The organism is Streptomyces sp. NPDC049813 (genome assembly GCF_044465085.1).
GTDB lineage: Bacteria > Actinomycetota > Actinomycetes > Streptomycetales > Streptomycetaceae > Streptomyces.
In genome coordinates this window covers 672,345-694,139 of the sequence record NZ_JBITLI010000002.1, presented here as the reverse complement: position 1 = coordinate 694,139, position 21,795 = coordinate 672,345, and the positions used below count along the sequence as shown (strand labels likewise).

The following is a 21,795-nucleotide window of genomic DNA, read 5'->3' as shown; positions in this document are numbered from 1 at the left end:
TGGCTCGGCGGCTGACGGCAGTCGCCTGGGTGTCGGTCCGTACCCGTGGCCCGGCGGCTGACGGCGGTCGCCCGGCCGCCGGCCCGTACCCGTGGCCCGGCGGTGAGGGGCGGGGCCGGCGCGCGGACCAGTACCGGCGGCCCGGCGGCTGACGACGGTCGCCCGGCCGCCGGCCCGCACCCGTGGCTCGGCGGCGAGGGGCGGGGCCGGCGCGTCGGCCCGTACCCTCCTCCCCATGACCACCCCCGCCCCCGACCCCACCTCCGGGCCCGCGCCGGCCCCCGCCCCCGCCTCCGCCCCCGGTCTCCGGGAGCGGAAGAAGCGGCGGACGCGGCAGAACCTGTCCGAGACCGCCGTCCGGCTCTTCCTGGAGAAGGGCTACGACCAGGTGTCCGTCGCGGAGATCGCGGCGGCGGCGGAGGTGTCGAAGCCGACGCTGTTCCGGTACTTCGCGGCCAAGGAGGACCTGGTCCTGCACCGGTTCGCCGACCACCAGGACGAGGCGGCCCGGGTCGTGGCGGGCCGGGACGAGGGGGAGGCGCCGCTGGAGGCACTGCGGCGGCACTTCCTGGCGGGGCTCGCGCGGCGCGATCCGGTGACGGGGCTCTGCGACCACCCGGCGGTGCTCGCCTATCAGCGGCTGCTGTACGGGACGCCGTCCCTGGTGGCGCGGTTGTACGGGTACCAGGAGGCGGCGGAGCGGGCGTTGGCCGAGGCGCTGGGCGGGCCGCCCGTCGCGGCCCGGCTGGCCGCCGGGCAGATCGTGGCGGTGCAGCGGATCCTGGCCGAGGAGAACGTCCGGCGGATCCGGGAGGGGGAGGAGGCCGACGCGATCGCGGCCGACGCGGTGCGCGCCGCCGCGCTGGGGTTCGGGCAGCTGGCGGACGGGCTGCCCAGTGAACTGTGCGTGACCGAGTAAAAAACGTAACCTGGTAACAGAATATGGGTTACCGTAGCGGGATGAGTCCGCCGTCCCTGGATGCCGAGCGCCGTTTCCACGACACCTGCCGCGCCGCCCTCACCGCCATGATCGAAGGCGCCGACGAACAGGTCGTCATCGGGGAGGACGCCTCCGCGTCCGGCGCCGACGCCGAAGTGCTCGGGTACCAGCTGCGCAGCCACGCCAAGGAGCTCCACGAACTGCCGCAGGCGCCCCTCTTCTTCGGCCGGCTCGACTTCGGGGCCTCCGGCGAGCACGCGGGCCAGAGCTACCACGTCGGCCGGCTGCGCATCACCGAGCACCCGGCCGCGCCACCCCTCGTCGTCGACTGGCGGGCCCCGGTCTCCCGCGCCTTCTACCAGGCCGGCGCCGACGATCCACAGGGTGTGGACGTACGCCGCCGGTTCGGCTGGGCGCCGGGCAGCCTCGGGGAGTCGGCCGACCTGACCGGCATGGAGGACGAGCGGCTCGGCGCGGGGGAGGCGGGCACCGGCGGCCGCATTCTCGCCGGGGAGATCGAACGGCCCCGGGTCGGACCGATGCGGGACATCGCCGCCACCATCCAGCCCGACCAGGACGACCTGGTGCGCGCCGCCCTCACCACCTCGCTGTGCGTGCAGGGCGCGCCCGGCACCGGCAAGACCGCGGTCGGCCTGCACCGGGCCGCGTACCTGCTCTACACCTTCCCCGGACGGGTCCAGCGGGACGGCCTCCTGGTCATCGGCCCCAACCGCACCTTCCTGTCCTACATCTCCGCCGTGTTGCCCGCGCTCGGCGAGAGCGGCGTACGCCAGGCGACCGTCGAGGAACTCGTCGCGCTCGGCGAGGTGCGCGGGCACGACGACCCGCGCGCCGCCGTCGTCAAGCACGACGTACGGATGGCGGAGGTGCTGCGCCGCGCCCTGTACGCGCGGGTCTCCTCGGACGCGCTCACCGACGCGCTGGCCGTCCCGGACGGCTCGTACCGGTGGCGGGTACCGCTCGCCGAACTCCGCCGCATCGTGGCCGACGTACGCGCCGAGGAACCGCTCTACGCCGTGGGGCGCGAGCGCGTCCGCAGCCGGGCCGTGCGGTACATCCAGGAGCGGGCGGAGCGGCGCGGCGTGAGCGCGACCGGACTGTGGCTGCAGAAGATCGGCCGGTCCCGGGCGATGAGCGCCTACGTGGACGCGGTCTGGCCCCGGGCGCGGGCGCAGGAGGTGCTGTGGCGGCTGCTGTCCGACGCCGGGGAACTGGCCGCGGCGGCTGACGGGGTGCTGGACCGCGCCGAGCAGGAAGCGGTGTGCTGGGCGCGCCCCGCACGCTCGTACAAGTCCGCGAAGTGGTCCGCCGCCGACCTGGTGCTGCTCGACGAGATCGCCGGGCTGCTCGACCGCCCCGAGGGGTACGGGCACATCGTCGTCGACGAGGCGCAGGACCTGTCGCCCATGCAGGCGCGGGCCGTCGCGCGGCGGTCCTCCTACGGTTCGCTCACCGTCCTAGGCGACCTGGCCCAGGGCACCACGCCCTGGGCGGCGCGCCGCTGGGCCGACCTGCTGGGGCATCTCGGCAAGCCCGACGCGCGGGTGGTGCCGTTGACGACGGGGTTCCGGGTGCCTGCGGCCGTCGTCGCGCTCACGAACCGGGTCCTGGAGCGGATCGACGTCGACGTGCCGGCCGCGCGGTCGCTCCGCGGGGACGGGGAGGTACGGCTCTCGCCGGCCGCCGACGTACCGGCGGGCGTGGTCACCGCCGTGCGCCGGGCACTCACCCGCGAGGGCTCGGTCGGGGTCATCGCCGCGGAACAGGACGTCCCCCGCGTACGAGACGCACTGACCGCCGCCGGGCTGCCGACGGCGGGCCCCGAAGTCCTCGGCGCCCGCGTCACCCTGCTGCCCGCCACCGTCGCCAAGGGCCTGGAGTACGACCACGTGATCGCGGTCGAACCGGCGACCGTGGTGGCCGCGGAGGAGCGGGGCCTGGAACGGCTGTACGTGGTACTGACCCGGGCGGTGTCGCGACTGGAGGTGGTCCACGGGGGGTCGTTGCCGTTCGGGGTGGGGTGAGGAGGGGATGGGGGAGAGGGCCGGGCAGGCGGCGTACGCAGCCGCGTCCACGCCTGTGGCCGACCGGGAACCTGCCCCCGGGCGCCCTCGTGCCGCTCAGATGTGGAGAGCCCCGAACCCGCCCTCACCGCTTCGGATCTGCACCCGGTGATGTGCTGTGCGCTGTGCACCTTTACCTGTACGCCGTGCTGAACTGCACTGTTGATGGGGAGTCGAACCCCCGCGTTGCTCTTCACGCGCCAGGAGTGGACCGGAAACCGCCGGCCCGCGGTGTGTGCACGCCTCCGAAGCGGCTACCTGCTCCACATCGTCCTCGCCTGCTGGACCACTCAGTCCAGCAGATCGGCCTCCCAGTTCGTGCGCTGGATCCGCACATCGATCTCGCGGATCTCCCGCGCCAGGACATCGGCCTGACCGCGCAGTTCCGCCACCGGGAGCGCGGACAGCATCATCAGCTCGGACCGGAGCTGCCGCCCGTACCCGCGCTCGCCGCTGCCCGCCGCCGCGTCCGCCGCCGCGGTGACCACGGAGTGGCGCAGCCGCAGGACGTCCCGGCGGGCGAGGGCGTCGGTGAGTGTGCCGTCGGGGCCCATGTCCACGGCGGCGTTGGTCCGGTTGATCCGCCGGATCAACGTCTCCAGAGCACCCAGCACCTCACCGGCCTCGGCCAGCAACTGGGCGGCGTCCTCGGCGGGCGTCTCCCCCTCCTGGTACCGCGCACTGCTGACGACGCGGGCTCGCAACTGCTCCACACGGCGCGTCGCCTCCGCCCGCTCCGCCAACGCCTCGGCAAGCTTCACGGTCTCCACCTCCCCCTCTGTGAACTCGGGCAAGTATGGAGCGAGCATCGGCGCACATGCACGCGAATTTCCAGCCCGAGGGCGCTCTGACCAGGGGCTGGAGCGGGCGCAAGACGGATACGCGTGCCCGAGTCGGTCCAGTCACTCGACTTGGCCGCGCACGTTGTTGATGGCCGCCTGAAGCTGGAGCCACGTCGGATCTGCCTCGGACGCTGTGTCGACGGTCGCCAGGTCCTCCGCATCCCAGGTGGTGACTCCGTTCGTGAGGATCAGATCGCTGTCCAGATCGGCCTCGTCGGAAACCTCGGAGGTCGAGTCCAGGAATGCCGTGACTGCGGCCTTCGCCCTGGCGTCGTCGGCTCCATCGGTCGGGGCGGCGTCCACGGACAGGAACACGAGTTCGCCGGAGCCGCCGGCCACGACGAGTTCGCCTGACGCGGCGCGGCCCACCGCGGACACCGGGGAGCCGGCGAAGATGTCGTGCTCCCGGGCGGCCAGGGCCTCGATGTCGACCTCGACGAGTGCCCCGGTCGGCGTTCCGACCCAGAGGACACCGCGCCGGGTCCCGAAGACGAGGTTCTGCCGTGACCAGGCGCGCATTTGGTCGCGCCACTGCCGTGGGTAGGGGTAACCCGGGTTGGGTTCGCCGAGAGTTGTCGAGAAGACGCGGCGGAGGGAGGGGAACTCGAAGACGTCCAGTGAGTTGCCGTACGCGTTGCCGCGGATCGCGAGGTGGCGTCCGTCGGAGCTGAAGACCGGGGGCTCGTACCCGTCGGCGTCCAGGATGAGTGCGTGTCGCAACAGACGCATCGTCGCGGGGGCGTTACTGACATCGACCCGGGCGAAGAGCGCGAGGGTCGCGCCCTGGTCACTGGAGAGCGTGGTCACGAGACCACCGCCGGGGTGCTCCGCGATGCCGGTGTCCCACTGCGGACCGACGCTGACGGCTCCGGAGGTGAGGTCGAGGACGTCGGATCGTTCCCATGCGTCGTCCGCGCCGTCCGACGACGGCGAGGCCCACAGGGTGTGACCGTCCGGGCTGAACGCCAGGTTGTTATAGCGGGCAGTGGGCGGCAGGTCGACCGGTGCGGTCGGTCCGGATGGTTGCCACTGCACCGTCGTGTCCTCGAAGGCCACCATCAGCAGCGGCTGGTGGGGGTGCCACGCCACGGCCGGTGTCCGTCGCGCTCGTTCCCATCCGAGGGCCTCACCGTAGACAGCCGATTCGGCGCCGATCGAACCGAGTTCACGTAGTGACCCCGCGTCACAGGTCCAGACACTGACGGCAGGACGCTGAGAGTCCAGACAGGCGAACAGTGGAAGCCGCGGATGGCAGACCAGCCGCTCGACAGGCTGCCCGTCACTGATGCGCGCACGCGCGACAACCTCGACATCAGTCATCCGGGCACCGTAGTTCTTGGCACTGACACTGACACTGGCACTGGCGGTGGCATCGGCATGCAGGGCCTTTGCGCCAGGCCAGCCTGCGGCATCCTCGCGGGTGGCACCCGACGCAGAGGGCAAGAAACGGCCGACGCCGCTGAGATCACCTGCCGGGAACTCCGTCGACATGGGCCGCTGTGCGAGAGACCCTCGACGCGGATCGCACCGAGGAGACGACTTGATCACGGAGTACCAGCAGAAGCTGCAGATCGCCCGCGACCGGGACCCCGCCCCGGAAACGAGTACCCCCGACGCCCACCCGGACCTCACCTGCCCTGGGCCCGGCCCGATCGCGGGCGTCCCGGTACGCGTAGCCGGACTCTTCGGCGGCGGCCTGCACCGCACCACTTCCGACGGCTGGACCCTGGACGTCGTCAGCCCCGAGCGGCCCCACGACCGCGTCATCCTCTCCGCCGACGGCGGGTCCCACCAAGGCCCGGCGGGAGGGACGTGGTGGCAGGTCTTCCACTCCGAGTACTCAGAACTTCGCGCGGCCGGGTTCTCCCCCTCCGGCCGGACCCTGGCGGTCGCCACCAGCAGTGACCTCACACTCTGGACCCGGCCCGGCCTCCGCTTCGACGACTGATCGACAGCGGGACAGCGGGACAGCAGGCGGGAGGAGGACAGATGGACCGGGCGGAACTCGCCGGGATGCTCGGCGTCCAGACCACGGCCTGCGAAGCCGCCAGGGAGGCGCTTCTTGCTGGAGGCGACTTTGTCGTATGGGACGGCGGCGTTGCCAGTCAGCAGCTTGCCGGCATCTACGCGGCTCGTCTCCGACGGGCGAGCAAGCGAGGTGCTGAGACTCTCGCCCTGCCGTCCACCGTCGACATCCTCACCCGGCTCCAAACCGATCAGGTCAGGATCGGCTGCATCTTCTCACCGGACCGGACGTGGGCCTTCATGCTCTTTCTCGCCGGCGACGCCGACGCAGTCCTCGCCTGCACGGGAGTCCGCCGAACTGAACGGTGACGGCGGTCTGTTGTCCCGGCTACGTCGTTCGGGCGTGCTGGTGAGTGCCCCAGAGGCGCCGGAGGGCTTCGAGTTCGGTTCGGGGGAAGTGCTCGCCCCACTTGCCTCGATAGCCGCTCTCGCCGTAGGTCTGCGCGACCTCGTCGAAGCAGCGGATCATGGTGCGGGCGAGCTGGTCGATGCCGAGCCGGCTGGACCAGATCTCGGTTCCCTTGTTGTCGTGATCGCTGCCGTGCCGCAGTTCCAGCACGCGGAACCAGGCGTCCAGGCCTTCGCGGTAGAAGATCCACCGGTAGGCGATCGGTTCGGCCTCGAACTGGGCACGGGTCTCTGTCTCGCCCGCGACGAGCCGGGCCACCGCGGTCAGGAGCTCCTCGGGCGCACTGGTGATGTCGGACGCGGTGAGTTCGGCCTTCGCCCGGTGATCTTCAAGGGTGCAGTCGGCCCACCCAGACCCCGCCAGCGTCCAGGTGACGCGCATCACCGAGGCGTCCCAGCGGCCTGCGGCCCGAGGCCATGGCCGCAAGGTCCGGTCAGCCGACGCGGTGCGCGCCGCCGCGCTGGGGTTCGGGCAGTCACGGTGACTTCGTGATCAGTGCCGACGTCTGGGGTGGTCATGGGTGGAACGCTAGGTCAGCGGCCCGTTCGAGGTCACTTGGATTCGTTGTCGGTGGGGTGGAGAACTGCTTCGGCGATTGCACGGACGCGCTCCATGGTGATGCCGGTCCGCTGTTCGACTGCGAGAGGGTGGTCGGTCGGCTCCAGCTCGATGAAGGGACGTTGTCCGATGGGACGAGTGTGGACGCGGGTCTTCAAGTTGATGGTGCTGGGCGAGTAGAGGAAGAAGTCGGTGGACAGCCACCCGAAGTACGGTTCCTCGTTCTCCCGTCCCGCGGTGTCCCAAAGGTCTGCAAAACGGGAGAAGTTGTCCCGGCTGAGGGAGACCCATGCGGCCCAGGAGAACGCCTTGTCGCTGCCGATGATCGGTATCTCGACCAGGCCCTTGACGAAGTAGTGCTGTGCCTGGATCACGCACTGATCCGACGAGAGAAGGCAGTCAGCAGAGTCGGCGAAGCTCGGGTCCCAGACGTACGGGGCGTGGGCCGAGTAGTTCATCGGTAGCTCGGCGTGGTGACTGCCGCAGCATGAGCAGGTGAATCCGAGGTTGCTGGTCATGAGCGGAGCCTAGTGATCGCCTCCGATGCAGCTGTCGTCAGCGTCTCGGTGAGGGCGGAGGCCGTTCACCGTGCGTGTGCTGGGGAACGCTTCAAGATCCTTCGGACAAGAATCTGCCTGCTCACCGATGGAGCTTGACGCAGAGCTGGTCAAGGTTGACTGAGACGAGCGACCGGATGGTCCAGGCAGACCGAGGCTGGTCCACCCTCAGCGAGACACGTCACCGGGCCGTCGCGAGGCGGGGCGGGGCGGGGTGCAAGGCGTGGTGTGGAACACTTTTGCAAGCGGGCGCTTGCAATAGTTAGCGGGGGTGCGGCAGTATCGGGGTATGGCATCGCTCAACGTCGGAAGTCTCGGCGAGTACCTGCGCGAGCAGCGGCGCACCGCGCAGCTGTCGTTGCGTCAGCTCGCCGATGCCGCCGGGGTGTCCAACCCGTATCTGAGCCAGATCGAGCGCGGGCTGCGCAAGCCGAGCGCGGAGGTGTTGCAGCAGGTCGCCAAGGCGCTGCGGATCTCCGCCGAGACGCTGTACGTGCGCGCCGGCATTCTGGACGCGGAGCGGGAGCGGGACGAGGTGGAGACGCGTGCGGTGATCCTCGCCGACCCTTCCCTCAACGAGCGCCAGAAGAACGTTCTGTTGCAGATCTACGAGTCATTCAGGCATGAGAACGGGACCAGCTCCGGCGACGGCGCCGGCGGCGATGCCGAGCCCTCGAGCACGTAAGCAGATGTGATCCGGGAGGACCACGCAATGGCCATCAAGGACGACCTGCGCAAGACCTTCTCCGACCCGACCCCGCTCTACTTCGCCGCAGGTACCGCCGAGTTGGCGTTCCAGCAGGCCAAGAAGGTGCCCGGGCTCGTCGAGCAGTGGCGGAGCGAGGCGCCCGCGCGCTTCGAGGCCGTGCGCAACACCGACCCCAAGGACGTGCAGGACAAGGCCGCCGCGCGGGCCCGGGAGGCCCAGGCCACCGTCAGCGCGAAGGTGACCGGGTTCGTCGCGGCCCTCGACACCGACCTGAAGAAGTTCGGCGAGAGCGCCCAGGACCTCGCCCTGCGCGGGGTGGGTCTCGCCGCCGAGGCGGCGGTGAAGGCCCGTGAGGCCTACGAGAAGGTCGCCGAGCACGGCGAGGAGACCGTGAAGGCCTGGCGCGGCGAGGCGGCCGAGGAGATCAACGAGATCGCCGTGGCCGTCGAGCCGGACCCGGAGCCCGCCACCCCGCCCGCCCCTGCGGCCGCCGCACCGACGGCCACCCCGGTCGCCACTCCGCCCGGCGAGGCCGCCGCCAAGAAGGCCGCCACCGCGAAGAAGGCACCGGCCGCCAAGAAGCCGGCCGCCGCGAAGAAGGGCCCGGAGGCCGCGGCCTCCGACGACGCCAAGGACAAGTAGGGGCCACATCACGAGCCGGGCACGCAGCGCGTGTCCGGCTCGTTGTACGGGTACGGTGGCCGCAGACCGGCGGGACCGATCCCGGGGACGCCGAGGAAGACGATTTTGGTGGTGGCGTTGTGCTGATGCAGGGGTTCGCCAATGTGATGTGGCTGCTGAGCCTTGCGCTGATCGTCTTCAGCGGCTTCGCGCTCTTCGACGCCGCCATCCGCCGCGAGGACGCCTACCGCGCCGCGGACAAGAAGACCAAGCCGTTCTGGCTGATCATCCTCGGGCTCGCGTTCGTCGTGAACCTGCTGTTCCCGATCCTGTCGTTCCTGCCGATCATCGGCCTCATCGCGACCATCGTGTACATGGTGGACGTCCGGCCCGCCGTCCGGCAGATCACCGGCGGCGGTGGCCGCAAGGGGCGCGGCTCCAGCAGCGACGGGCCGTACGGGCCGTACAACGGCGGGCGCTGAGCCCCTCCCGGCCCCCGGCTGCCGCCCGGGGCCACGCCCGCGGGCTCAGCGGTCCAGGAGCAGGACCGCCACGTCGTCCGTCAGGTCGCCGCCGTTGAGGTCGCGGACCTCGTTCATCGCCGCTTCCAGGAGCTCCTCGCCGCCCAGGCCGTCGGCCCGGCGGCGGCGGATCAGCTCCAGCATCCCCTCCTGGCCCAGGCGCTGGTTGCCCTCGCCGATCCGGCCCTCGATCAGGCCGTCCGTGTAGAGCATGAGGCTCCAGGACGCGCCAAGCTCCACCTGCATCCGCGGCCAGCGGGCCTTGGGCAGCAGCCCCAGGGCCGGTCCGCTGTTCTCGTACGGGAGCAGCGCCGCCGGCCGGCCCGGGCTCGCGATCAGCGGGGACGGGTGGCCCGCCAGGCACAGGCCCGCGCGGCGGCCGTCCGGCGCTATGTCCACCGTGCACAGCGTCGCGAAGATCTCCTCGCTCTCCCGCTCGTGTTCCAGGACCTGCTGGAGCGTGGAGAGCAGTTCGTCGCCGCAGAGGCCCGCGAAGGTCAACGCCCGCCAGGCGATGCGCAGTTCGACGCCGAGCGCCGCCTCGTCGGGGCCGTGCCCGCAGACGTCGCCGATCATCGCGTGCACGGTGCCGTCGGGGGTGCGGACCGTGTCGTAGAAGTCGCCGCCGAGCAGGGCGCGGGAGCGGCCGGGCCGGTAGCGGGCGGCGAACCGCAGCGGGGAGCCGTCGAGCAGCGGGGTCGGCAGCAGGCCGCGCTCCAGGCGGGCGTTCTCCTGTGCGCGCAGCCGGGACTCGGTGAGCTTGCGCTGGGCGATGTCGGCGCGCTTGCGCTCCACGGCGTAGCGGACGGCGCGGCCGAGCAGCCGCGCGTCCAGCTCGTCGCGGAACAGGTAGTCCTGGGCGCCGACGCGGACCGCCTCGGCGGCGCGCTCGGCGTCGCCGGACGTGGTCAGCGCGAGCACGGCGTGGCGGGGCGCGAGGCGCAGCACGTGGCGCAGGGTCTCCAGCTCGTCGCTGCCCGCGTCGGCGCCCGCCTTCGGGCCGGGCAGCGCGAGGTCGAGCAGGACGCAGTTCACGTCATGGGTGAGCAGCCGCTCGGCCTCGGTGAGGTTGCGGGCGGTACGGACCCGGATCGGCCGGCCCGCGGCGTCGGGCATCTCCGGGATGCTGAGGGACCCGGCCGGGTCGTCCTCGATGACCAGGAGGGTCAGCACGGACGGGCCGGAGCCCTGCCGGTCGGGGTCGGTCCCCGGCCGGGGCGGTGGTGCGGTCTGCGTGGTCGCTGTCGTCGGGGCGGCGTGAGCCTGACCACCTTCCACGGCGGGGATGGCTCTCTGCCGCGGTACGGGTACGGGCATCGCTCGGTTCCTTCCCTCCCCCGAGGGCGCGGTGGGACGAAGGTCCTCGTCCACCAGACGGGGACCTTAGCGGTACCCGGCGCTCGAACGGAATGGCGAGCTGTGAACGGCCAGTGTCATATGCCGCAACCGGTACCGGAATTGGGCACCTTCGCGCCCCGGCGCCCCGCCACGGAATGACGAACATCACCCCACCCCCCAGGAACCACCCCACCCGACGTGCGCTTCCTCACGTGCCCCGCATCACGAACCCCGGTCAGGCAGCAGAGGAACGACACACCCCACCTCGCCAGGGGCGCGGGGAACCGCGCACGCCCGCCCCAGCCCCGCCGAAGGCACCAGCACCCCTACCCAGACCCCGCCAGGGGCGCGAGGAACCGCGCACGTACTTCCCAGCCCCGCCGAGGACACCAGCGCCCTCACCCAGACCCCGCCAGGGGCGCGAGGAACCGCGCACACCCGCCCCAGCCCCGCCGAAGGCACCAGCACCCCCCACCCAGACCCCGCCAGGGGCGCGGGGAACCGCGCACACCCGCCCCAACCCCGCCGAAGGCACCAGCACCCCCCACCCAGACCCCGCCAGGGGCGCGGGGAACTGCGCACGCCCGCCTCAGCCCCGCCGAGGGCACCAGCACCCCCCACCCAGACCCCGCCAGGGGCGCGGGGAACTGCGCGCCCAGCCCAGAACAACCCGCACCCGCGAGACAACCCGACCCACCCCCAGGCAGGGCAGGGCACACCAAGACCCCCGGCACCCCCAGCCCCACCCCCCCCGCCGGCCAGGCGTCACGCGTCGGGCCGCACCACCCCGAGAATCACCATCGACCCCGCCCCCGCGACCGTCACACTCCGCCCCGGCCGCGGCGCGTGAATGATCGCCCCGTCCCCGATGTACATCCCGACATGGCTGGCGTCGCCGTGGTAGATGATCAGGTCACCGGGCCGCATGTCCCGCACGGCGATGTGCTTCAGCTGCTTCCACTGCTCCTGGGACGTGCGCGGGATCGGCCGCCCCGCCGCCGCCCACGCCTGCGAGGTGAGCCCGGAGCAGTCGTACGACTTCGGCCCCTCGGCCCCCCACACGTACGGCTTGCCGAGCTGGGCGGTGGCGAACTCCACCGCTTCCTTGCCGGCCTTCGTCGCCTTGCCGTCGATCTCCTTCAGGACGCCCGAGGAGAGCCAGGCCGTCTGCGCCGCGCGCTCGGCGTCCTCCTCCAGCTTCTGGAGCCGCTCGCGCTCCTTCTTCTCGAGCTTGCTCTCCAGCGCCTGGGCCTGCTTGATCTGCTTCTCGACCTTCTTCTTCGCCGCGGCCTTCTTCTTGCGGCCCTCCTCCAGCTCCTTCCAGCGGGCGGAGGCGTCCTCGGCGTACCCGGCGAGGTCCTTCTGCGTGCGGGTCAACTCGGCCAGCAGGTTCTTCGTGGCCTGCTGGCCCTGGTACATCCGCCCGGCGTGGTCGAGGAACTGCTGCGGGTCGCCGGAGAGCATGAACCGGGCCTCGCGCGGGATCCCGCCGGAGCGGTACTGCTCGCGGGCGGCGGCGCCCGCGCCGCTCTTGAGCCGCTCCAGCCGCTGCCGGCCCGCCGCGATCTTCTGGGCCAGCTTCACGATCTCGGCGGACTGCTTGTCGGCCTTCTCCTCCGCCGCGTTGTACTCGTCGGTGGCGACCGCGGCGTCGTGGTACAGCGCGTCGATCTTCTTGCGGACCGCCTCCAGGTCCTCGCTCCGCAAGGCGCTCGACGGGGTCGTCGCCGCCCCGGAGCCGGACGCGGAACCGGACGCGGAATCGGACGCGGAGCCAGACGCAGCGCCGGCGCCGGACGCGGCACCAGAACCGAACGCGGAGCCGGAAGGCGAAGGACCGGGGGCCGGTGGTGCCGCGAAAGCCGCGCCCGGCGCCGTCAGGACGGTCACGGCACAGACCAGCGCCACGGCCGCCATCGTCGTCGTGCTCCGCTTGCCCATCCGCCCCGCCCCCACAGCCGACTCACACCTGATTTACCGTCAGTAACTTGTGCGCGCTCCGGGGATCGTGCCACGCGAACGCCGAAACCGACAGACCCCGCACGGTGTGACGAATGGCGCGCGGTGATCGTTCCCCGGAACGGCGGACGGATGCCGCTCAGCCGGCGAAGGGTGCGCGCGGCGCCAACGCGGACCAGGCCACGGTCAGTTCACCCTGGCGCCACCGCGCGGGCCCGTCCACCACCGGCCAGTCGCCCGCCAGCGCCAGCGCCGTACGGATCCAGCGCTGGCGCGCCCCGTACGAGGCGTAGGGCGCGGCGGCCGCCCAGGCCCGGTCGAAGTCCCGCAGGAAGGCGTGGACCGGCTCGCCCGGCACGTTCCGGTGGATGAGCGCCTTGGGCAGCCGCTCCGCGAGGTCGGAGGGGGTGGCCAGGGAACCGAGCCGGGTCGCGAAGGTCACCGTGCGCGGGCCGGACGGGCCCAGCGCCACCCACACGTGCCGCCGCCCGATCTCGTCGCAGGTCCCCTCCACCAGGAGCCCGTCCGGTGCGAGCCGCCCGCAGAGCAGGTCCCAGACCCCGGCGACCTGCTCCTCGTCGTACTGGCGCAGCACGTTCGCGGCCCGGATCAGCACGGGCGCGGTGGTCAGCGGCAGCTCGAAGCCGCCGTGCCGGAAGGTCAGCCCGTCCCGCTCGTAGGGCAGCGCGGCGGCGACCCGGGCCGGTTCGATCTCGATGCCGACCACGCGCGCGTGGGGCGCCGCGCGCCGCAGCCGGGCGAGCAGCTCCACCGCGGTCCAGGGCGCCGCCCCGTAGCCGAGGTCGACCGCCAGCGGGTCGCCGGCGCGGCGCAGCGCGGGCCCGTGCGCGGCCGCGATCCAGCGGTCCATACGGCGCAGCCGGTTCGGGTTGGTGGTGCCTCGCGTCACTGTTCCCACGGGGCGGGAAGGGGTACGCGGGCTCATGGCTACGAGGGTATGCGCTCGGCCGCCCGGGCCCGCCGTCGAGCCCCGGACGGTAATGATTCGGCAAACTGGAAATGGAGCGGACCGCTCCGGCGTTGCCCCCCTTGGACGAGGGCCACCGCCCTCCCCTTGCCGTGCCCGCTGTACCGCTTGTACGCCCCATCGAGGAGGGCCCGCCACGTGACTCAGTACGTGACCAGGTTCCGCCGGACCGGGGCCCCGCCGGCCCGGCTGAGGTTCCCCGGCGGCTCCCGGCGCCCCCGCCGGATCGCCATGCTCAGCGTGCACACCTCCCCGCTGCACCAGCCCGGCACGGGTGACGCGGGCGGCATGAACGTCTACATCGTGGAGCTGGCCAAGCGGCTCGCCGCGATCAACATCGAGGTCGAGATCTTCACCCGGGCCACCACCGGGGGCCTGCCCCCCGAGGTCGAGCTGGCCCCGGGCGTCCTGGTCCGCCACGTCGACGCGGGCCCCTACGAAGGCCTCGCCAAGGAGGAGCTTCCGGCCCAACTGTGCGCCTTCACGCACGGCGTCATGCAGGCCTGGGCCGGCCACCGGCCCGGCCACTACGACCTCGTGCACTCGCACTACTGGCTCTCGGGGCACGTGGGCTGGCTGGCCGCCGAGCGCTGGGGCGTGCCGCTCGTGCACGCCATGCACACCATGGCCAAGGTCAAGAACGCGGCGCTCGCCGAGGGCGACACCCCCGAGCCCGCCGCCCGCGTCATCGGTGAGACCCAGATCGTGCGCGCCGCCGACCGGCTCATCGCGAACACCTCCGAGGAGGCCGCCGAGCTGGTGCGCCACTACGAGGCCGACCCCGGCAAGGTCGCCGTCGTCCACCCCGGCGTGAACCTCGACCGCTTCCGTCCCGCCGACGGACGCGCCGCGGCCCGCGCCCGCCTCGGCCTGCCGCAGGACGCCCTGGTCCCCCTCTTCGCCGGCCGCATCCAGCCGCTCAAGGCCCCCGACATCCTGCTCAGGGCCGTCGCCGTGCTGCTCGACGAGCGGCCCGAGCTGCGCGCGCGGATCGTCGTGCCGGTGGTCGGCGGCCCCAGCGGCAGCGGCCTCGCCAAGCCCGCGGCCCTGCAGAAGCTCGCCGCCCGGCTCGGCATCGCGGACGTCGTCCGGTTCCACCCACCGGTCGGCCAGGACCAGCTCGCGGACTGGTTCCGCGCCGCGTCGCTGCTGGTGATGCCGTCCTACAACGAGTCCTTCGGGCTCGTCGCCATAGAGGCGCAGGCCGCCGGGACACCCGTCCTCGCCGCGTCCGTCGGCGGTCTGCCCGTCGCCGTGCGCCACGACGAGACCGGCTTCCTGGTCGAGGGGCACGAACCGGCCCACTACGCGCGCGTGCTGCGCGAATTCGCCGACCATCCCCGCCTGGTGGACACCATGGGCGACGCGGCGGCCCGGCACGCCCAGCGCTTCGGCTGGGACACGGCGGCCGCGGCGACGGCCGACGTCTACACCGCGGCCATGCACGAACACCGCCGTCACGTACCCTCGCACCATGGCTGACCAATCACGGGCCGCGGAGACCGTCGAGGCGACGCTCAAGGACGCCGAGCTGACGTGGGAGTGCCCGCAGCCGGGGTCGTACGTGGTCACCCTGCCCGGCACCCGCAAGCTCTCCACGACGCTCTCGCTCCGCGTCGGACAGCACAGCCTGTCGCTGAACGCCTTCGTGATCCGCCACCCCGACGAGAACGAGGGCGGCGTCCACCGCTGGCTCCTGGAGCGCAACCTCCGCCTGTACGGCGTGAGTTACGCGGTCGACCCGCTCGGCGACATCTACCTGACGGGCAAGCTGCCGCTGGCCGCCGTCACCCCCGAGGAGCTCGACCGGCTGCTCGGCTCGGTACTGGAAGCGGCCGACGGCGCGTTCAACACCCTCCTGGAGCTCGGGTTCGCCGGCGCGATCCGCCGGGAGTACGAGTGGCGGGTCGCGCGCGGCGAGTCCACGCGCAACCTGGACGCGTTCACACATCTGATCGAGCGGCCGTCGTCGGACACCGCCGAGTAGCGCCGAGGCGGGGCTGATCGGCCTCCACTGCTCCCCGCTGCGGCTCTACTGTTCCCCGCTGCGGGACCCCTTCCGCGTCGGCGGTCGCCGTGGCATGCTCGCGCCCGGCATAGACGTGAATATCATTCACGTATGTGTACGCACATTGGTCGGTCGGTTCGGTCGGTGGAGGGTGGCAGCGATGCGGGACATCAGTAGGCGTGGCGTACTGGGCGCGTCGATCGCGGTGGCGGCGGCCGCGGTGACGGGAGGGGCGGCGAGCGCGGCACCGGGCGCGGGGCAGGCGGCGGGTGCGGCCACGAGGACGGGGTGGACGGCGGGCGCCGCCGCGGGACCGGGGCCGGGGCCGGTGGCGAGCGGTGCGCACGGTGTCGGTCAAGTCCCCGCGATCTGGCGGGAGTTCACCCGGGCCCCCTTCACTCACCCGCAGATCCCCTACGTCGGCCGCGCCGGAGACCGCACCGGCCGCGACCGCCCCGCGCGCCCCGCGCGCCCCGCACGGTCCGGAAAGGTCTTCCGCGCCGAGTCCTACGGCGCCGTCGCCGACGGCACGACCGACAGCGCCCCCGCGATCAACCGTGCCCTCGCCGCCGCCGGACGGGCCGGCGGGGGCACGGTGCACCTGCGCCCGGGCACGTACCGCATCGACGGCCTGATCCACATCGGCCACGACGACGTGGTGCTCAAGGGCGCGGGCAGCAGCCGCACCACCCTGTACGCCACCAAGAACCTCACCGAACTCATCGGCGTCTACGGCTCCCGCTACGGCGGCACCAAGTCGTCCTGGTCCTGGGCGGGCGGCCTGATCTGGCTCTGCCCCGAGGACCGGTTCCGGACGCTGACGGACGCGATCCGGGCCCAGGAGTGGCCGTTCGAGGGCTGGACCGGCAACAAGCGCGACGCCTGGCGGACGCTGACCACGCTCGCCCCGGCCCGCCAGGGCTCCTGGTCGGTGACGGTCGCCGACGCCTCGCGGCTGCGCGCGGGCGACCTGGTCCTGCTCCGCCTGGCCGACGACGCCGGCCACACGCTCCTGGAGCACATGGCGGGCGGCGGCCCCGGCCCCGAGGCCTACACCTGGGACGACAAGACCAAGCTGACCTCGTACGTGCCCTACGAGTGGCCGGTGCGCATCGCCTCGGTGCGGCGCGACCGGGTCACCTTCGAGCGCCCGCTGCCCCTCGACCTCCGCCCGGAGTGGGACCCGCGGCTCACGACGCACGTGAAGGCGCTGACCGGCGCGGGGGTCGAGGGCCTGACCCTGGAAGCCGTCGAGACGCCGCAGTCCCCGCACCTCCTCGACAAGGGCTACAACGGCGTCGCGCTGCAGTGCACGTACGACTGCCGGGTCGACGACGTCACGGTCCGCAACGTCGACAACGGCTTCGGGTTCGTCGCCGCCTCGGCCTCCACCCTGCGCCGTACGAAGGTCGCCGGGCGCGGCGTCCACCACCCGTACTTCTGCCGCGAGGGCTCGCACGACAATCTGGTCGAGGACTTCACGATCGAGCGCAGCACGGTCGAGCCGCCCGCGGGCACCCAGCTGCACGGCATCAACGTGGAGGGCCTCTCCTCCTACAACGTGTGGTCGCGCGGCCGGATGGAGCGGGGCACCTTCGACTCGCACCGCGGCCTGCCGTTCGCGAACGTCCGCACGGACATCACGGTCCTCAACGACGGCCAGCACGGCGGCGACGCCTCCGCGGGCCCCCTGTTCGGCGCGCGCTTCACCCACTGGAACATCAGGGTCACCAACGAGCGGGCGGGCCTGATGAAGATCGACGGGCTCGCGCCGTGGAGCGCGACGGTCGGCCTCAACACGGTCCGCGAGTTCGGCCAGACCGACGTGCCCGACTTCACCGGGGACCTCCACTCCCGTCTGGAGCTGTACGGGACGACGGACGTCGTGCGGCCGGCCAATCTGTACGAGGCGCAGCGGGGGGGGGGCGGTGCGCTGAGCCCGTTGCCGAGGCGTCCGCCGGCGGCCGGTGACCGGTGACCGGCGGCCGGTCGCCGTGGTGACTGCTCCTCGGCGGTGATCTCCGGCGGCGGCCGGCTACCCCAGGGCGACCATCCGCACGACGGTCACGGTGAGGACGGTCCCGGACACGTAGTAGAGGACGATCGCCCCGCCGATCGTCGCCTCCCGGCGGTCCCGCTCGCCGGACACCGAGCTGGAGCCGTGCCCGTACGGATCGTGCGAGAGGGTGCGGGCCATCTCCGCGCGGAAGACGTCCGGGTCCGCCATCTTGGCCAGGGTGTCGTCGGCGGGCGGGGCGTACGCGATACGGCAGGCGCTGCGCCTGCGGCGACGGCTCAAGCCGGGCCCCGCCTCTCCGCCTCGTCCCGGGCGAGCCGGGCGAGGATCGCGTCGGCCTCGGGATCGGGCACGGCCTCCAGCATCCAGTGCCGCATGACGGCGTGGATCTCGCCGACGCCCGCCGCGTTGATGGCCCGGTCGAACTCCGTGCGGCGCCGCAGCGGGAGGGCCGCACGGATCGCGGGGATGCTGTTGGGCACGGAGACCTCGACACCGCCGACCAGCGTTCTGGGCGGCTCGTCGGTCCGGGAGACGTCGGCCATGTACGGTCCCGTACCCAATGCGCTGTGCGGTCAAGCGGGGGGCGCGGGGGTCGCCGGGGTCGCCGGGGTCATGGGCGCCGCCACCACGGGTGCTGCCGCCACCACGGGCGCTGCTGCCACCACGGGTGCTGCTGCCACCACGGGTGCTGCTGCCACCACGGACGCTGCTGCCCCCACCGGCGTGGCCGTCCCCACCGGCGTGGCCGTCCCCACCGGCGTGGCCGCCACCACCGGCGTGGCGAGCTCCGTGTGTCCGGGCAGGCCGCGCATCAGCAACCGGTACCCCACCGCCGTCACCGTGCCGAGCGCCGCGCACCCCGCCCACAGCCACCCCGCGCCCGCGGAGTCCAGCACCCAGCCGCCGGCCAGCGGCGCGACCAGCGCGGCGGCGGACCACGACAACGTATAGACGCCCTGGTAGCGGCCGCGGCCCTCGGCGGGGGCGAGACGGGCGACGAGACCGGACTGGGTGGGCGCGTTGACCATCTCGCCGAGCGTCCACACCGCGACGGTCAGCGCGTACGCGCCGAGGGAGCCGGCGAACGCGGTGAGCGCGAAACCGTAGCCGATCAGGAGCGAGGAGACCGTCAACAGGCGGCCGGGGTCGCGGCGTTCGATGAACCGGGTCAGCGGGATCTGCAGGGCGACGATGATCACGCCGTTGACGGCGGCGACGAGCCCCACGTCCGCGCTGGACAGCCCCTCCTGCCCCATCACGATCGGCAGGCCGACCGAGCTCTGCGTGAAGACGACGGCGACGAGGAAGGAGAGCCCGACCATGACCATGAACCGCCGGTCGCGCAGGACCGTCCCCATGGTGACGGGCCGCGCCGGGGCGGTGCCCGCGCCGGGGACGGGCCGCTCGGGCCGCGACTCCTTCACCTTCACGAAGACGACGCAGGCGCAGGCGAACGTCATGCCGGCCTCGACGAGGAACCCGAGCGCGTAACTCTGGGCGACGAGGAACCCGGCGTACACCGACGAGACGGCGAACCCCAGGTTGATCGCCCAGTAGTTCAGGGAAAAGGCCCGCACCCGGTCCTCGGGGCGCACGATGTCGGCCATCATCGCCTGGATCGCGGGGCGCGAGGCGTTCGAGGCGAGGCCGAGCGCGAGGCCGGTGGCGGCGATGGCGACGGGGTCGCGCACGAAGGCGAGGACGGAGACGGTCGCGGCCGTGGCGAGCTGCGCGCCCAGCAGGGTGGGCCGCCGCCCGAACCGGTCGGCGAGGATCCCGCCGAGCACCGAGGCGATGACGCCGCCGAGCCCGATGAGCGAGGCGACGAGACCGGCGTACGCGGCCGAGAACCCGCGCTGGGCGGTCAGGTACAGGGCGAGGAAGGTGAGGACGAAGCCGCCGAGCCGGTTCACCAGGGTGCTGGTCCACAGCCACCAGAACTCGCGGGGGAGCCCGGCGACGGACTCCTTGGCGGCACGTCTGAGCGCGGTGACTGGCATGGGTGCGTCCCCCGGGGTGATGTAAGCGGTGCGGCAGGTCCCCGAAACTTACGATCCGGGTGCGGGCCCGGGCCACCGGATTGACGGTGACCGTCAATCGAGACTCGTTCGGCGTGCTCCGAGCGGGCCGATTAGTCTGGCCCCATGGCCGACGCACCGTACAAGCTGATCCTCCTCCGCCACGGCGAGAGCGAATGGAACGCCAAGAACCTGTTCACCGGCTGGGTGGACGTCAACCTGAACGAGAAGGGCGAGAAGGAGGCGATCCGCGGCGGTGAGCTGCTGAAGGACGCCGGCCTGCTCCCGGACGTGGTCCACACCTCGCTCCAGAAGCGCGCGATCTGCACCGCGCAGCTGGCGCTGGAGTCCGCCGACCGCCTCTGGATCCCCGTCCACCGCTCGTGGCGCCTGAACGAGCGGCACTACGGCGCCCTCCAGGGCAAGGACAAGGCTCAGACCCTCGCCGAGTTCGGCGAGGAGCAGTTCATGCTCTGGCGCCGCTCCTACGACACCCCGCCGCCGCCGCTCGACCGCGACGCGGAGTACTCGCAGTTCGCCGACCCGCGCTACGCGACGCTCCCGCCCGAGCTGCGCCCGCAGACGGAGTGCCTCAAGGACGTCGTCGTCCGCATGCTCCCGTACTGGTTCGACGGCATCGTCCCCGACCTCCTGACCGGCAGGACGGTCCTGGTCGCGGCCCACGGCAACAGCCTGCGCGCCCTGGTCAAGCACCTCGACGGCATCTCCGACGCCGACATCGCGGGCCTGAACATCCCCACGGGCATCCCGCTCTCCTACGAGCTCGACGCCGACTTCAAGCCGGTGAACCCGGGCGGCACGTACCTCGACCCGACCGCGGCGGCGGCGGCGATCGAGGCGGTCAAGAACCAGGGCAAGAAGAAGTAGCCCCACGCTTTTCCGGCCCCCTGCCTGCGGGTTCTTCGCCGGCAGGGGGCTTTTGTGTACCCGGCGGGGGCCAGCGGTACTTAATGGCGGCATGAAGTTCTTGATCGTGGTGCTGGCCGTTGCCGCCGGGTTCGGGGTGCCGACGGGGGTGTGCTGGGTCCTGGGGCGGTGGGCCCGGATTCCCGTCGGGCCGCTTGTGGTGGCCGTGGTGGCGGGGTGGGTGGCCGTGATCGCCGGGGGCGTTCTGTACTTCCGGACGGACGCGGGGCTGTTTCCCGAGACGGGGCCCTGTCATGGGATGCGGGGGGCCGTGCGGCAGGTCGTACCGCCGGACTCGTTCTGTCTGCATGACGACGGCGAACTGCGGTCCGTCAACGGGCCGAACGGCAAGGCCGTCTTCTGGGCGGGCGCCGCGGTCGCCATTGGCGTACCGGTGAGCGTGCTGGTGCGGCGGGGGTGGGGGCGGGGGCGCCGGTCCGGGTGACGGTGGCGGCCGGGTGCGTGGGGGCCGCCCCTCGCGCGCCGGGTGCGGGGCCGAGCTGGTGCGCCGGGCCCGCTCCTCGTGCGCCGGGTTCGGGGCCGGCCCGGTGCGCCAGGTTCGGGGTCGTGCACGGACCGCAGGGGACCCCGCCCGTGCACGGACCGCAGGGGGCCCCGCCCGGGCGACCCGTTATTCTGCCTCGTCCCGAACCGGCCAGGAGGCCCCCGCATGCGCAGCAACCCGTCGTCCTTCCCCGAGCGGATCGAGCTCGTGGGGGAGGGGCTCGTCCTGCGGGACTGGACCGAGGGGGACCTGGGGGCGATGCCCGCGCTGTTCGACCACCCGGATGTCGCGTACTGGACGCCGATCGTCTCCCCGTTCGACGACGCGGCCGCCCGCGCCCGGCTGGACCTGGTCCGGCGGCTGCGGGCGGAGGGGACGACGATCCTGCTCGCCGTCACCGTCGACGGCGGCGCGCCCCTCGGCGAGGTGATGGTGCGGCGGGCGCCGGAGGGGACGGAGATCGGGTACGTCATCGGCCCGGCCCACCGGGGGCAGGGGCTCGCGGCGCGGGCGGTGCGGGTGATGGCCGCGTACGCCTTCGCGGAGTTGGGGGTGGAGCGGGTGATCCTGGAGCTGGAGGCCGAGAACGCCGCCAGCGTCGCCGTGGCCACCAAGGCGGGCTTCACGCTGCTGGACGTACCGCTCATCACGGGCGAGGAGAAGGGCCGGCCCTTCGCTCTCCAGACGTGGGGTCTGGAACGCCCCTGAGCGCCGGAGCGGCGGCGCTCCCCGCCGTATGAACTTCCGCCGAAGCGTGCCTGGCCCG

General features: G+C 72.6%; 22 protein-coding genes and 1 pseudogene. 13 read left to right on the top strand and 10 right to left on the bottom strand.

Annotated features, from left to right (window positions below):
• The first annotated feature begins 235 nt into the window (after positions 1–235).
• Together ACIBW6_RS07255 and ACIBW6_RS07250 are read left to right on the top strand one after the other, a co-directional pair.
• Positions 236–919 (top strand): TetR/AcrR family transcriptional regulator, encoded by a 684-nt coding sequence (locus ACIBW6_RS07255; RefSeq protein WP_399057524.1) that lies wholly within the window; start codon positions 236–238, stop codon positions 917–919.
• Between the two features lie 41 nt (positions 920–960).
• Positions 961–2,985, top strand: coding sequence for a HelD family protein (locus tag ACIBW6_RS07250; protein ID WP_399057522.1), 2,025 nt, complete (start codon positions 961–963; stop codon positions 2,983–2,985).
• A gap of 329 nt (positions 2,986–3,314) precedes the next feature.
• Here ACIBW6_RS07250 and ACIBW6_RS07245 read toward each other — a convergent pair whose 3' ends face one another.
• Both ACIBW6_RS07245 and ACIBW6_RS07240 read right to left on the bottom strand, forming a co-directional pair.
• Positions 3,315–3,785, bottom strand: a complete 471-nt coding sequence (locus ACIBW6_RS07245; RefSeq protein WP_399057520.1) for a DIP1984 family protein — start codon at positions 3,783–3,785, stop codon at positions 3,315–3,317.
• Positions 3,786–3,926: 141 nt separating this feature from the next.
• Positions 3,927–5,357, bottom strand: coding sequence for a hypothetical protein (locus ACIBW6_RS07240; protein WP_399057518.1), 1,431 nt, complete (start codon positions 5,355–5,357; stop codon positions 3,927–3,929).
• 76 nt (positions 5,358–5,433) lie between these two features.
• Here ACIBW6_RS07240 and ACIBW6_RS07235 point away from each other — a divergent pair.
• Together ACIBW6_RS07235 and ACIBW6_RS07230 are read left to right on the top strand one after the other, a co-directional pair.
• Positions 5,434–5,814: pseudogene (locus ACIBW6_RS07235) on the top strand (hypothetical protein); the annotation flags it as partial.
• A 41-nt stretch (positions 5,815–5,855) separates the two neighbouring features.
• Complete coding sequence (locus ACIBW6_RS07230) at positions 5,856–6,200, top strand: hypothetical protein (protein ID WP_399057516.1); 345 nt, start codon at positions 5,856–5,858, stop codon at positions 6,198–6,200.
• 19 nt (positions 6,201–6,219) lie between these two features.
• On the opposite strand, the gene ACIBW6_RS07225 is transcribed toward ACIBW6_RS07230, so the two are convergent.
• Both ACIBW6_RS07225 and ACIBW6_RS07220 read right to left on the bottom strand, forming a co-directional pair.
• Complete coding sequence (locus ACIBW6_RS07225; RefSeq protein WP_399057514.1) at positions 6,220–6,681, bottom strand: hypothetical protein; 462 nt, start codon at positions 6,679–6,681, stop codon at positions 6,220–6,222.
• A 170-nt stretch (positions 6,682–6,851) separates the two neighbouring features.
• Entirely contained in the window at positions 6,852–7,316 is a 465-nt protein-coding gene (locus tag ACIBW6_RS07220) for a DUF2199 domain-containing protein (RefSeq protein WP_399057737.1), read from the bottom strand.
• Between the two features lie 388 nt (positions 7,317–7,704).
• Between ACIBW6_RS07220 and ACIBW6_RS07215 the strand changes: the two genes are divergently transcribed.
• The 3 genes from ACIBW6_RS07215 to ACIBW6_RS07205 all read left to right on the top strand — a co-directional run bounded on the left by ACIBW6_RS07215 (position 7,705) and on the right by ACIBW6_RS07205 (position 9,227).
• Positions 7,705–8,100 (top strand): helix-turn-helix domain-containing protein, encoded by a 396-nt coding sequence (locus ACIBW6_RS07215; RefSeq protein WP_399057512.1) that lies wholly within the window; start codon positions 7,705–7,707, stop codon positions 8,098–8,100.
• Between the two features lie 27 nt (positions 8,101–8,127).
• Entirely contained in the window at positions 8,128–8,766 is a 639-nt protein-coding gene (locus ACIBW6_RS07210; RefSeq protein ID WP_399057510.1) for a hypothetical protein, read from the top strand.
• 125 nt (positions 8,767–8,891) lie between these two features.
• Positions 8,892–9,227, top strand: coding sequence for a DUF2516 family protein (locus ACIBW6_RS07205; RefSeq protein WP_399057508.1), 336 nt, complete (start codon positions 8,892–8,894; stop codon positions 9,225–9,227).
• Positions 9,228–9,272: 45 nt separating this feature from the next.
• On the opposite strand, the gene ACIBW6_RS07200 is transcribed toward ACIBW6_RS07205, so the two are convergent.
• The 3 genes from ACIBW6_RS07200 to ACIBW6_RS07190 all read right to left on the bottom strand — a co-directional run bounded on the left by ACIBW6_RS07200 (position 9,273) and on the right by ACIBW6_RS07190 (position 13,509).
• On the bottom strand, positions 9,273–10,583 hold the full coding sequence (locus ACIBW6_RS07200; RefSeq protein WP_399057506.1) for a PP2C family protein-serine/threonine phosphatase: 1,311 nt from the start codon (positions 10,581–10,583) through the stop codon (positions 9,273–9,275).
• Between the two features lie 786 nt (positions 10,584–11,369).
• Positions 11,370–12,545, bottom strand: a complete 1,176-nt coding sequence (locus ACIBW6_RS07195; RefSeq protein ID WP_399057504.1) for an NlpC/P60 family protein — start codon at positions 12,543–12,545, stop codon at positions 11,370–11,372.
• A gap of 157 nt (positions 12,546–12,702) precedes the next feature.
• Complete coding sequence (locus tag ACIBW6_RS07190; RefSeq protein ID WP_399057502.1) at positions 12,703–13,509, bottom strand: class I SAM-dependent methyltransferase; 807 nt, start codon at positions 13,507–13,509, stop codon at positions 12,703–12,705.
• 180 nt (positions 13,510–13,689) lie between these two features.
• On the opposite strand from ACIBW6_RS07190, the gene mshA reads away from it, so the two are divergent.
• The 3 genes from mshA to ACIBW6_RS07175 all read left to right on the top strand — a co-directional run bounded on the left by mshA (position 13,690) and on the right by ACIBW6_RS07175 (position 17,537).
• A complete protein-coding gene (mshA, locus tag ACIBW6_RS07185; RefSeq protein WP_399057500.1) occupies positions 13,690–15,033 on the top strand; it encodes a D-inositol-3-phosphate glycosyltransferase in 1,344 nt (447 codons plus the stop codon).
• Positions 15,026–15,538, top strand: a complete 513-nt coding sequence (locus ACIBW6_RS07180; RefSeq protein WP_399057498.1) for a YbjN domain-containing protein — start codon at positions 15,026–15,028, stop codon at positions 15,536–15,538. The genes mshA and ACIBW6_RS07180 overlap by 8 nt, the downstream gene beginning before the upstream one ends.
• Positions 15,539–15,719: 181 nt before the next feature.
• A complete protein-coding gene (locus ACIBW6_RS07175; protein WP_399057496.1) occupies positions 15,720–17,537 on the top strand; it encodes a glycosyl hydrolase family 28-related protein in 1,818 nt (605 codons plus the stop codon).
• Positions 17,538–17,594: 57 nt separating this feature from the next.
• On the opposite strand, the gene ACIBW6_RS07170 is transcribed toward ACIBW6_RS07175, so the two are convergent.
• The 3 genes from ACIBW6_RS07170 to ACIBW6_RS07160 form a co-directional block, all read right to left on the bottom strand.
• Positions 17,595–17,786, bottom strand: coding sequence for a hypothetical protein (locus ACIBW6_RS07170; RefSeq protein ID WP_356491648.1), 192 nt, complete (start codon positions 17,784–17,786; stop codon positions 17,595–17,597).
• Positions 17,787–17,854: 68 nt separating this feature from the next.
• Positions 17,855–18,121 carry a hypothetical protein gene (locus ACIBW6_RS07165; RefSeq protein WP_399057494.1) on the bottom strand — a complete coding sequence of 89 codons (267 nt, stop codon included), beginning with the start codon at positions 18,119–18,121 and terminating at the stop codon, positions 17,855–17,857.
• A 30-nt stretch (positions 18,122–18,151) separates the two neighbouring features.
• Positions 18,152–19,579: an MDR family MFS transporter gene (locus ACIBW6_RS07160; protein WP_399057492.1), complete on the bottom strand. Its 1,428-nt coding sequence runs from the start codon at positions 19,577–19,579 to the stop codon at positions 18,152–18,154.
• Positions 19,580–19,723: 144 nt separating this feature from the next.
• On the opposite strand from ACIBW6_RS07160, the gene ACIBW6_RS07155 reads away from it, so the two are divergent.
• The 3 genes from ACIBW6_RS07155 to ACIBW6_RS07145 all read left to right on the top strand — a co-directional run bounded on the left by ACIBW6_RS07155 (position 19,724) and on the right by ACIBW6_RS07145 (position 21,737).
• A complete protein-coding gene (locus ACIBW6_RS07155) occupies positions 19,724–20,485 on the top strand; it encodes a phosphoglyceromutase (protein WP_399057490.1) in 762 nt (253 codons plus the stop codon).
• A 91-nt stretch (positions 20,486–20,576) separates the two neighbouring features.
• Positions 20,577–20,969 (top strand): hypothetical protein, encoded by a 393-nt coding sequence (locus tag ACIBW6_RS07150; protein WP_399057488.1) that lies wholly within the window; start codon positions 20,577–20,579, stop codon positions 20,967–20,969.
• 225 nt (positions 20,970–21,194) lie between these two features.
• Positions 21,195–21,737, top strand: a complete 543-nt coding sequence (locus tag ACIBW6_RS07145) for a GNAT family N-acetyltransferase (RefSeq protein ID WP_399057486.1) — start codon at positions 21,195–21,197, stop codon at positions 21,735–21,737.
• Positions 21,738–21,795 lie beyond the last annotated feature (58 nt).

Coding starts and splice junctions, on each gene's coding strand:
- ACIBW6_RS07205 (WP_399057508.1), top strand. CDS start 8,892: ATGCAGGGGTTCGCCAATGTGATGTGGCTGCTGAGCCTTGCGCTGATC.
- ACIBW6_RS07165 (WP_399057494.1), bottom strand. CDS start 18,121: ATGGCCGACGTCTCCCGGACCGACGAGCCGCCCAGAACGCTGGTCGGC.
- ACIBW6_RS07240 (WP_399057518.1), bottom strand. CDS start 5,357: ATGTCGACGGAGTTCCCGGCAGGTGATCTCAGCGGCGTCGGCCGTTTC.
- ACIBW6_RS07190 (WP_399057502.1), bottom strand. CDS start 13,509: ATGAGCCCGCGTACCCCTTCCCGCCCCGTGGGAACAGTGACGCGAGGC.
- ACIBW6_RS07220 (WP_399057737.1), bottom strand. CDS start 7,316: ATGAACTACTCGGCCCACGCCCCGTACGTCTGGGACCCGAGCTTCGCC.
- ACIBW6_RS07180 (WP_399057498.1), top strand. CDS start 15,026: ATGGCTGACCAATCACGGGCCGCGGAGACCGTCGAGGCGACGCTCAAG.
- ACIBW6_RS07160 (WP_399057492.1), bottom strand. CDS start 19,579: ATGCCAGTCACCGCGCTCAGACGTGCCGCCAAGGAGTCCGTCGCCGGG.
- ACIBW6_RS07250 (WP_399057522.1), top strand. CDS start 961: ATGAGTCCGCCGTCCCTGGATGCCGAGCGCCGTTTCCACGACACCTGC.
- ACIBW6_RS07210 (WP_399057510.1), top strand. CDS start 8,128: ATGGCCATCAAGGACGACCTGCGCAAGACCTTCTCCGACCCGACCCCG.
- ACIBW6_RS07195 (WP_399057504.1), bottom strand. CDS start 12,545: ATGGGCAAGCGGAGCACGACGACGATGGCGGCCGTGGCGCTGGTCTGT.
- ACIBW6_RS07255 (WP_399057524.1), top strand. CDS start 236: ATGACCACCCCCGCCCCCGACCCCACCTCCGGGCCCGCGCCGGCCCCC.
- ACIBW6_RS07150 (WP_399057488.1), top strand. CDS start 20,577: ATGAAGTTCTTGATCGTGGTGCTGGCCGTTGCCGCCGGGTTCGGGGTG.
- ACIBW6_RS07225 (WP_399057514.1), bottom strand. CDS start 6,681: ATGCGCGTCACCTGGACGCTGGCGGGGTCTGGGTGGGCCGACTGCACC.
- ACIBW6_RS07175 (WP_399057496.1), top strand. CDS start 15,720: ATGCGGGACATCAGTAGGCGTGGCGTACTGGGCGCGTCGATCGCGGTG.
- ACIBW6_RS07200 (WP_399057506.1), bottom strand. CDS start 10,583: ATGCCCGTACCCGTACCGCGGCAGAGAGCCATCCCCGCCGTGGAAGGT.
- ACIBW6_RS07215 (WP_399057512.1), top strand. CDS start 7,705: ATGGCATCGCTCAACGTCGGAAGTCTCGGCGAGTACCTGCGCGAGCAG.
- ACIBW6_RS07155 (WP_399057490.1), top strand. CDS start 19,724: ATGGCCGACGCACCGTACAAGCTGATCCTCCTCCGCCACGGCGAGAGC.
- ACIBW6_RS07230 (WP_399057516.1), top strand. CDS start 5,856: ATGGACCGGGCGGAACTCGCCGGGATGCTCGGCGTCCAGACCACGGCC.
- ACIBW6_RS07170 (WP_356491648.1), bottom strand. CDS start 17,786: ATGGCGGACCCGGACGTCTTCCGCGCGGAGATGGCCCGCACCCTCTCG.
- ACIBW6_RS07145 (WP_399057486.1), top strand. CDS start 21,195: ATGCGCAGCAACCCGTCGTCCTTCCCCGAGCGGATCGAGCTCGTGGGG.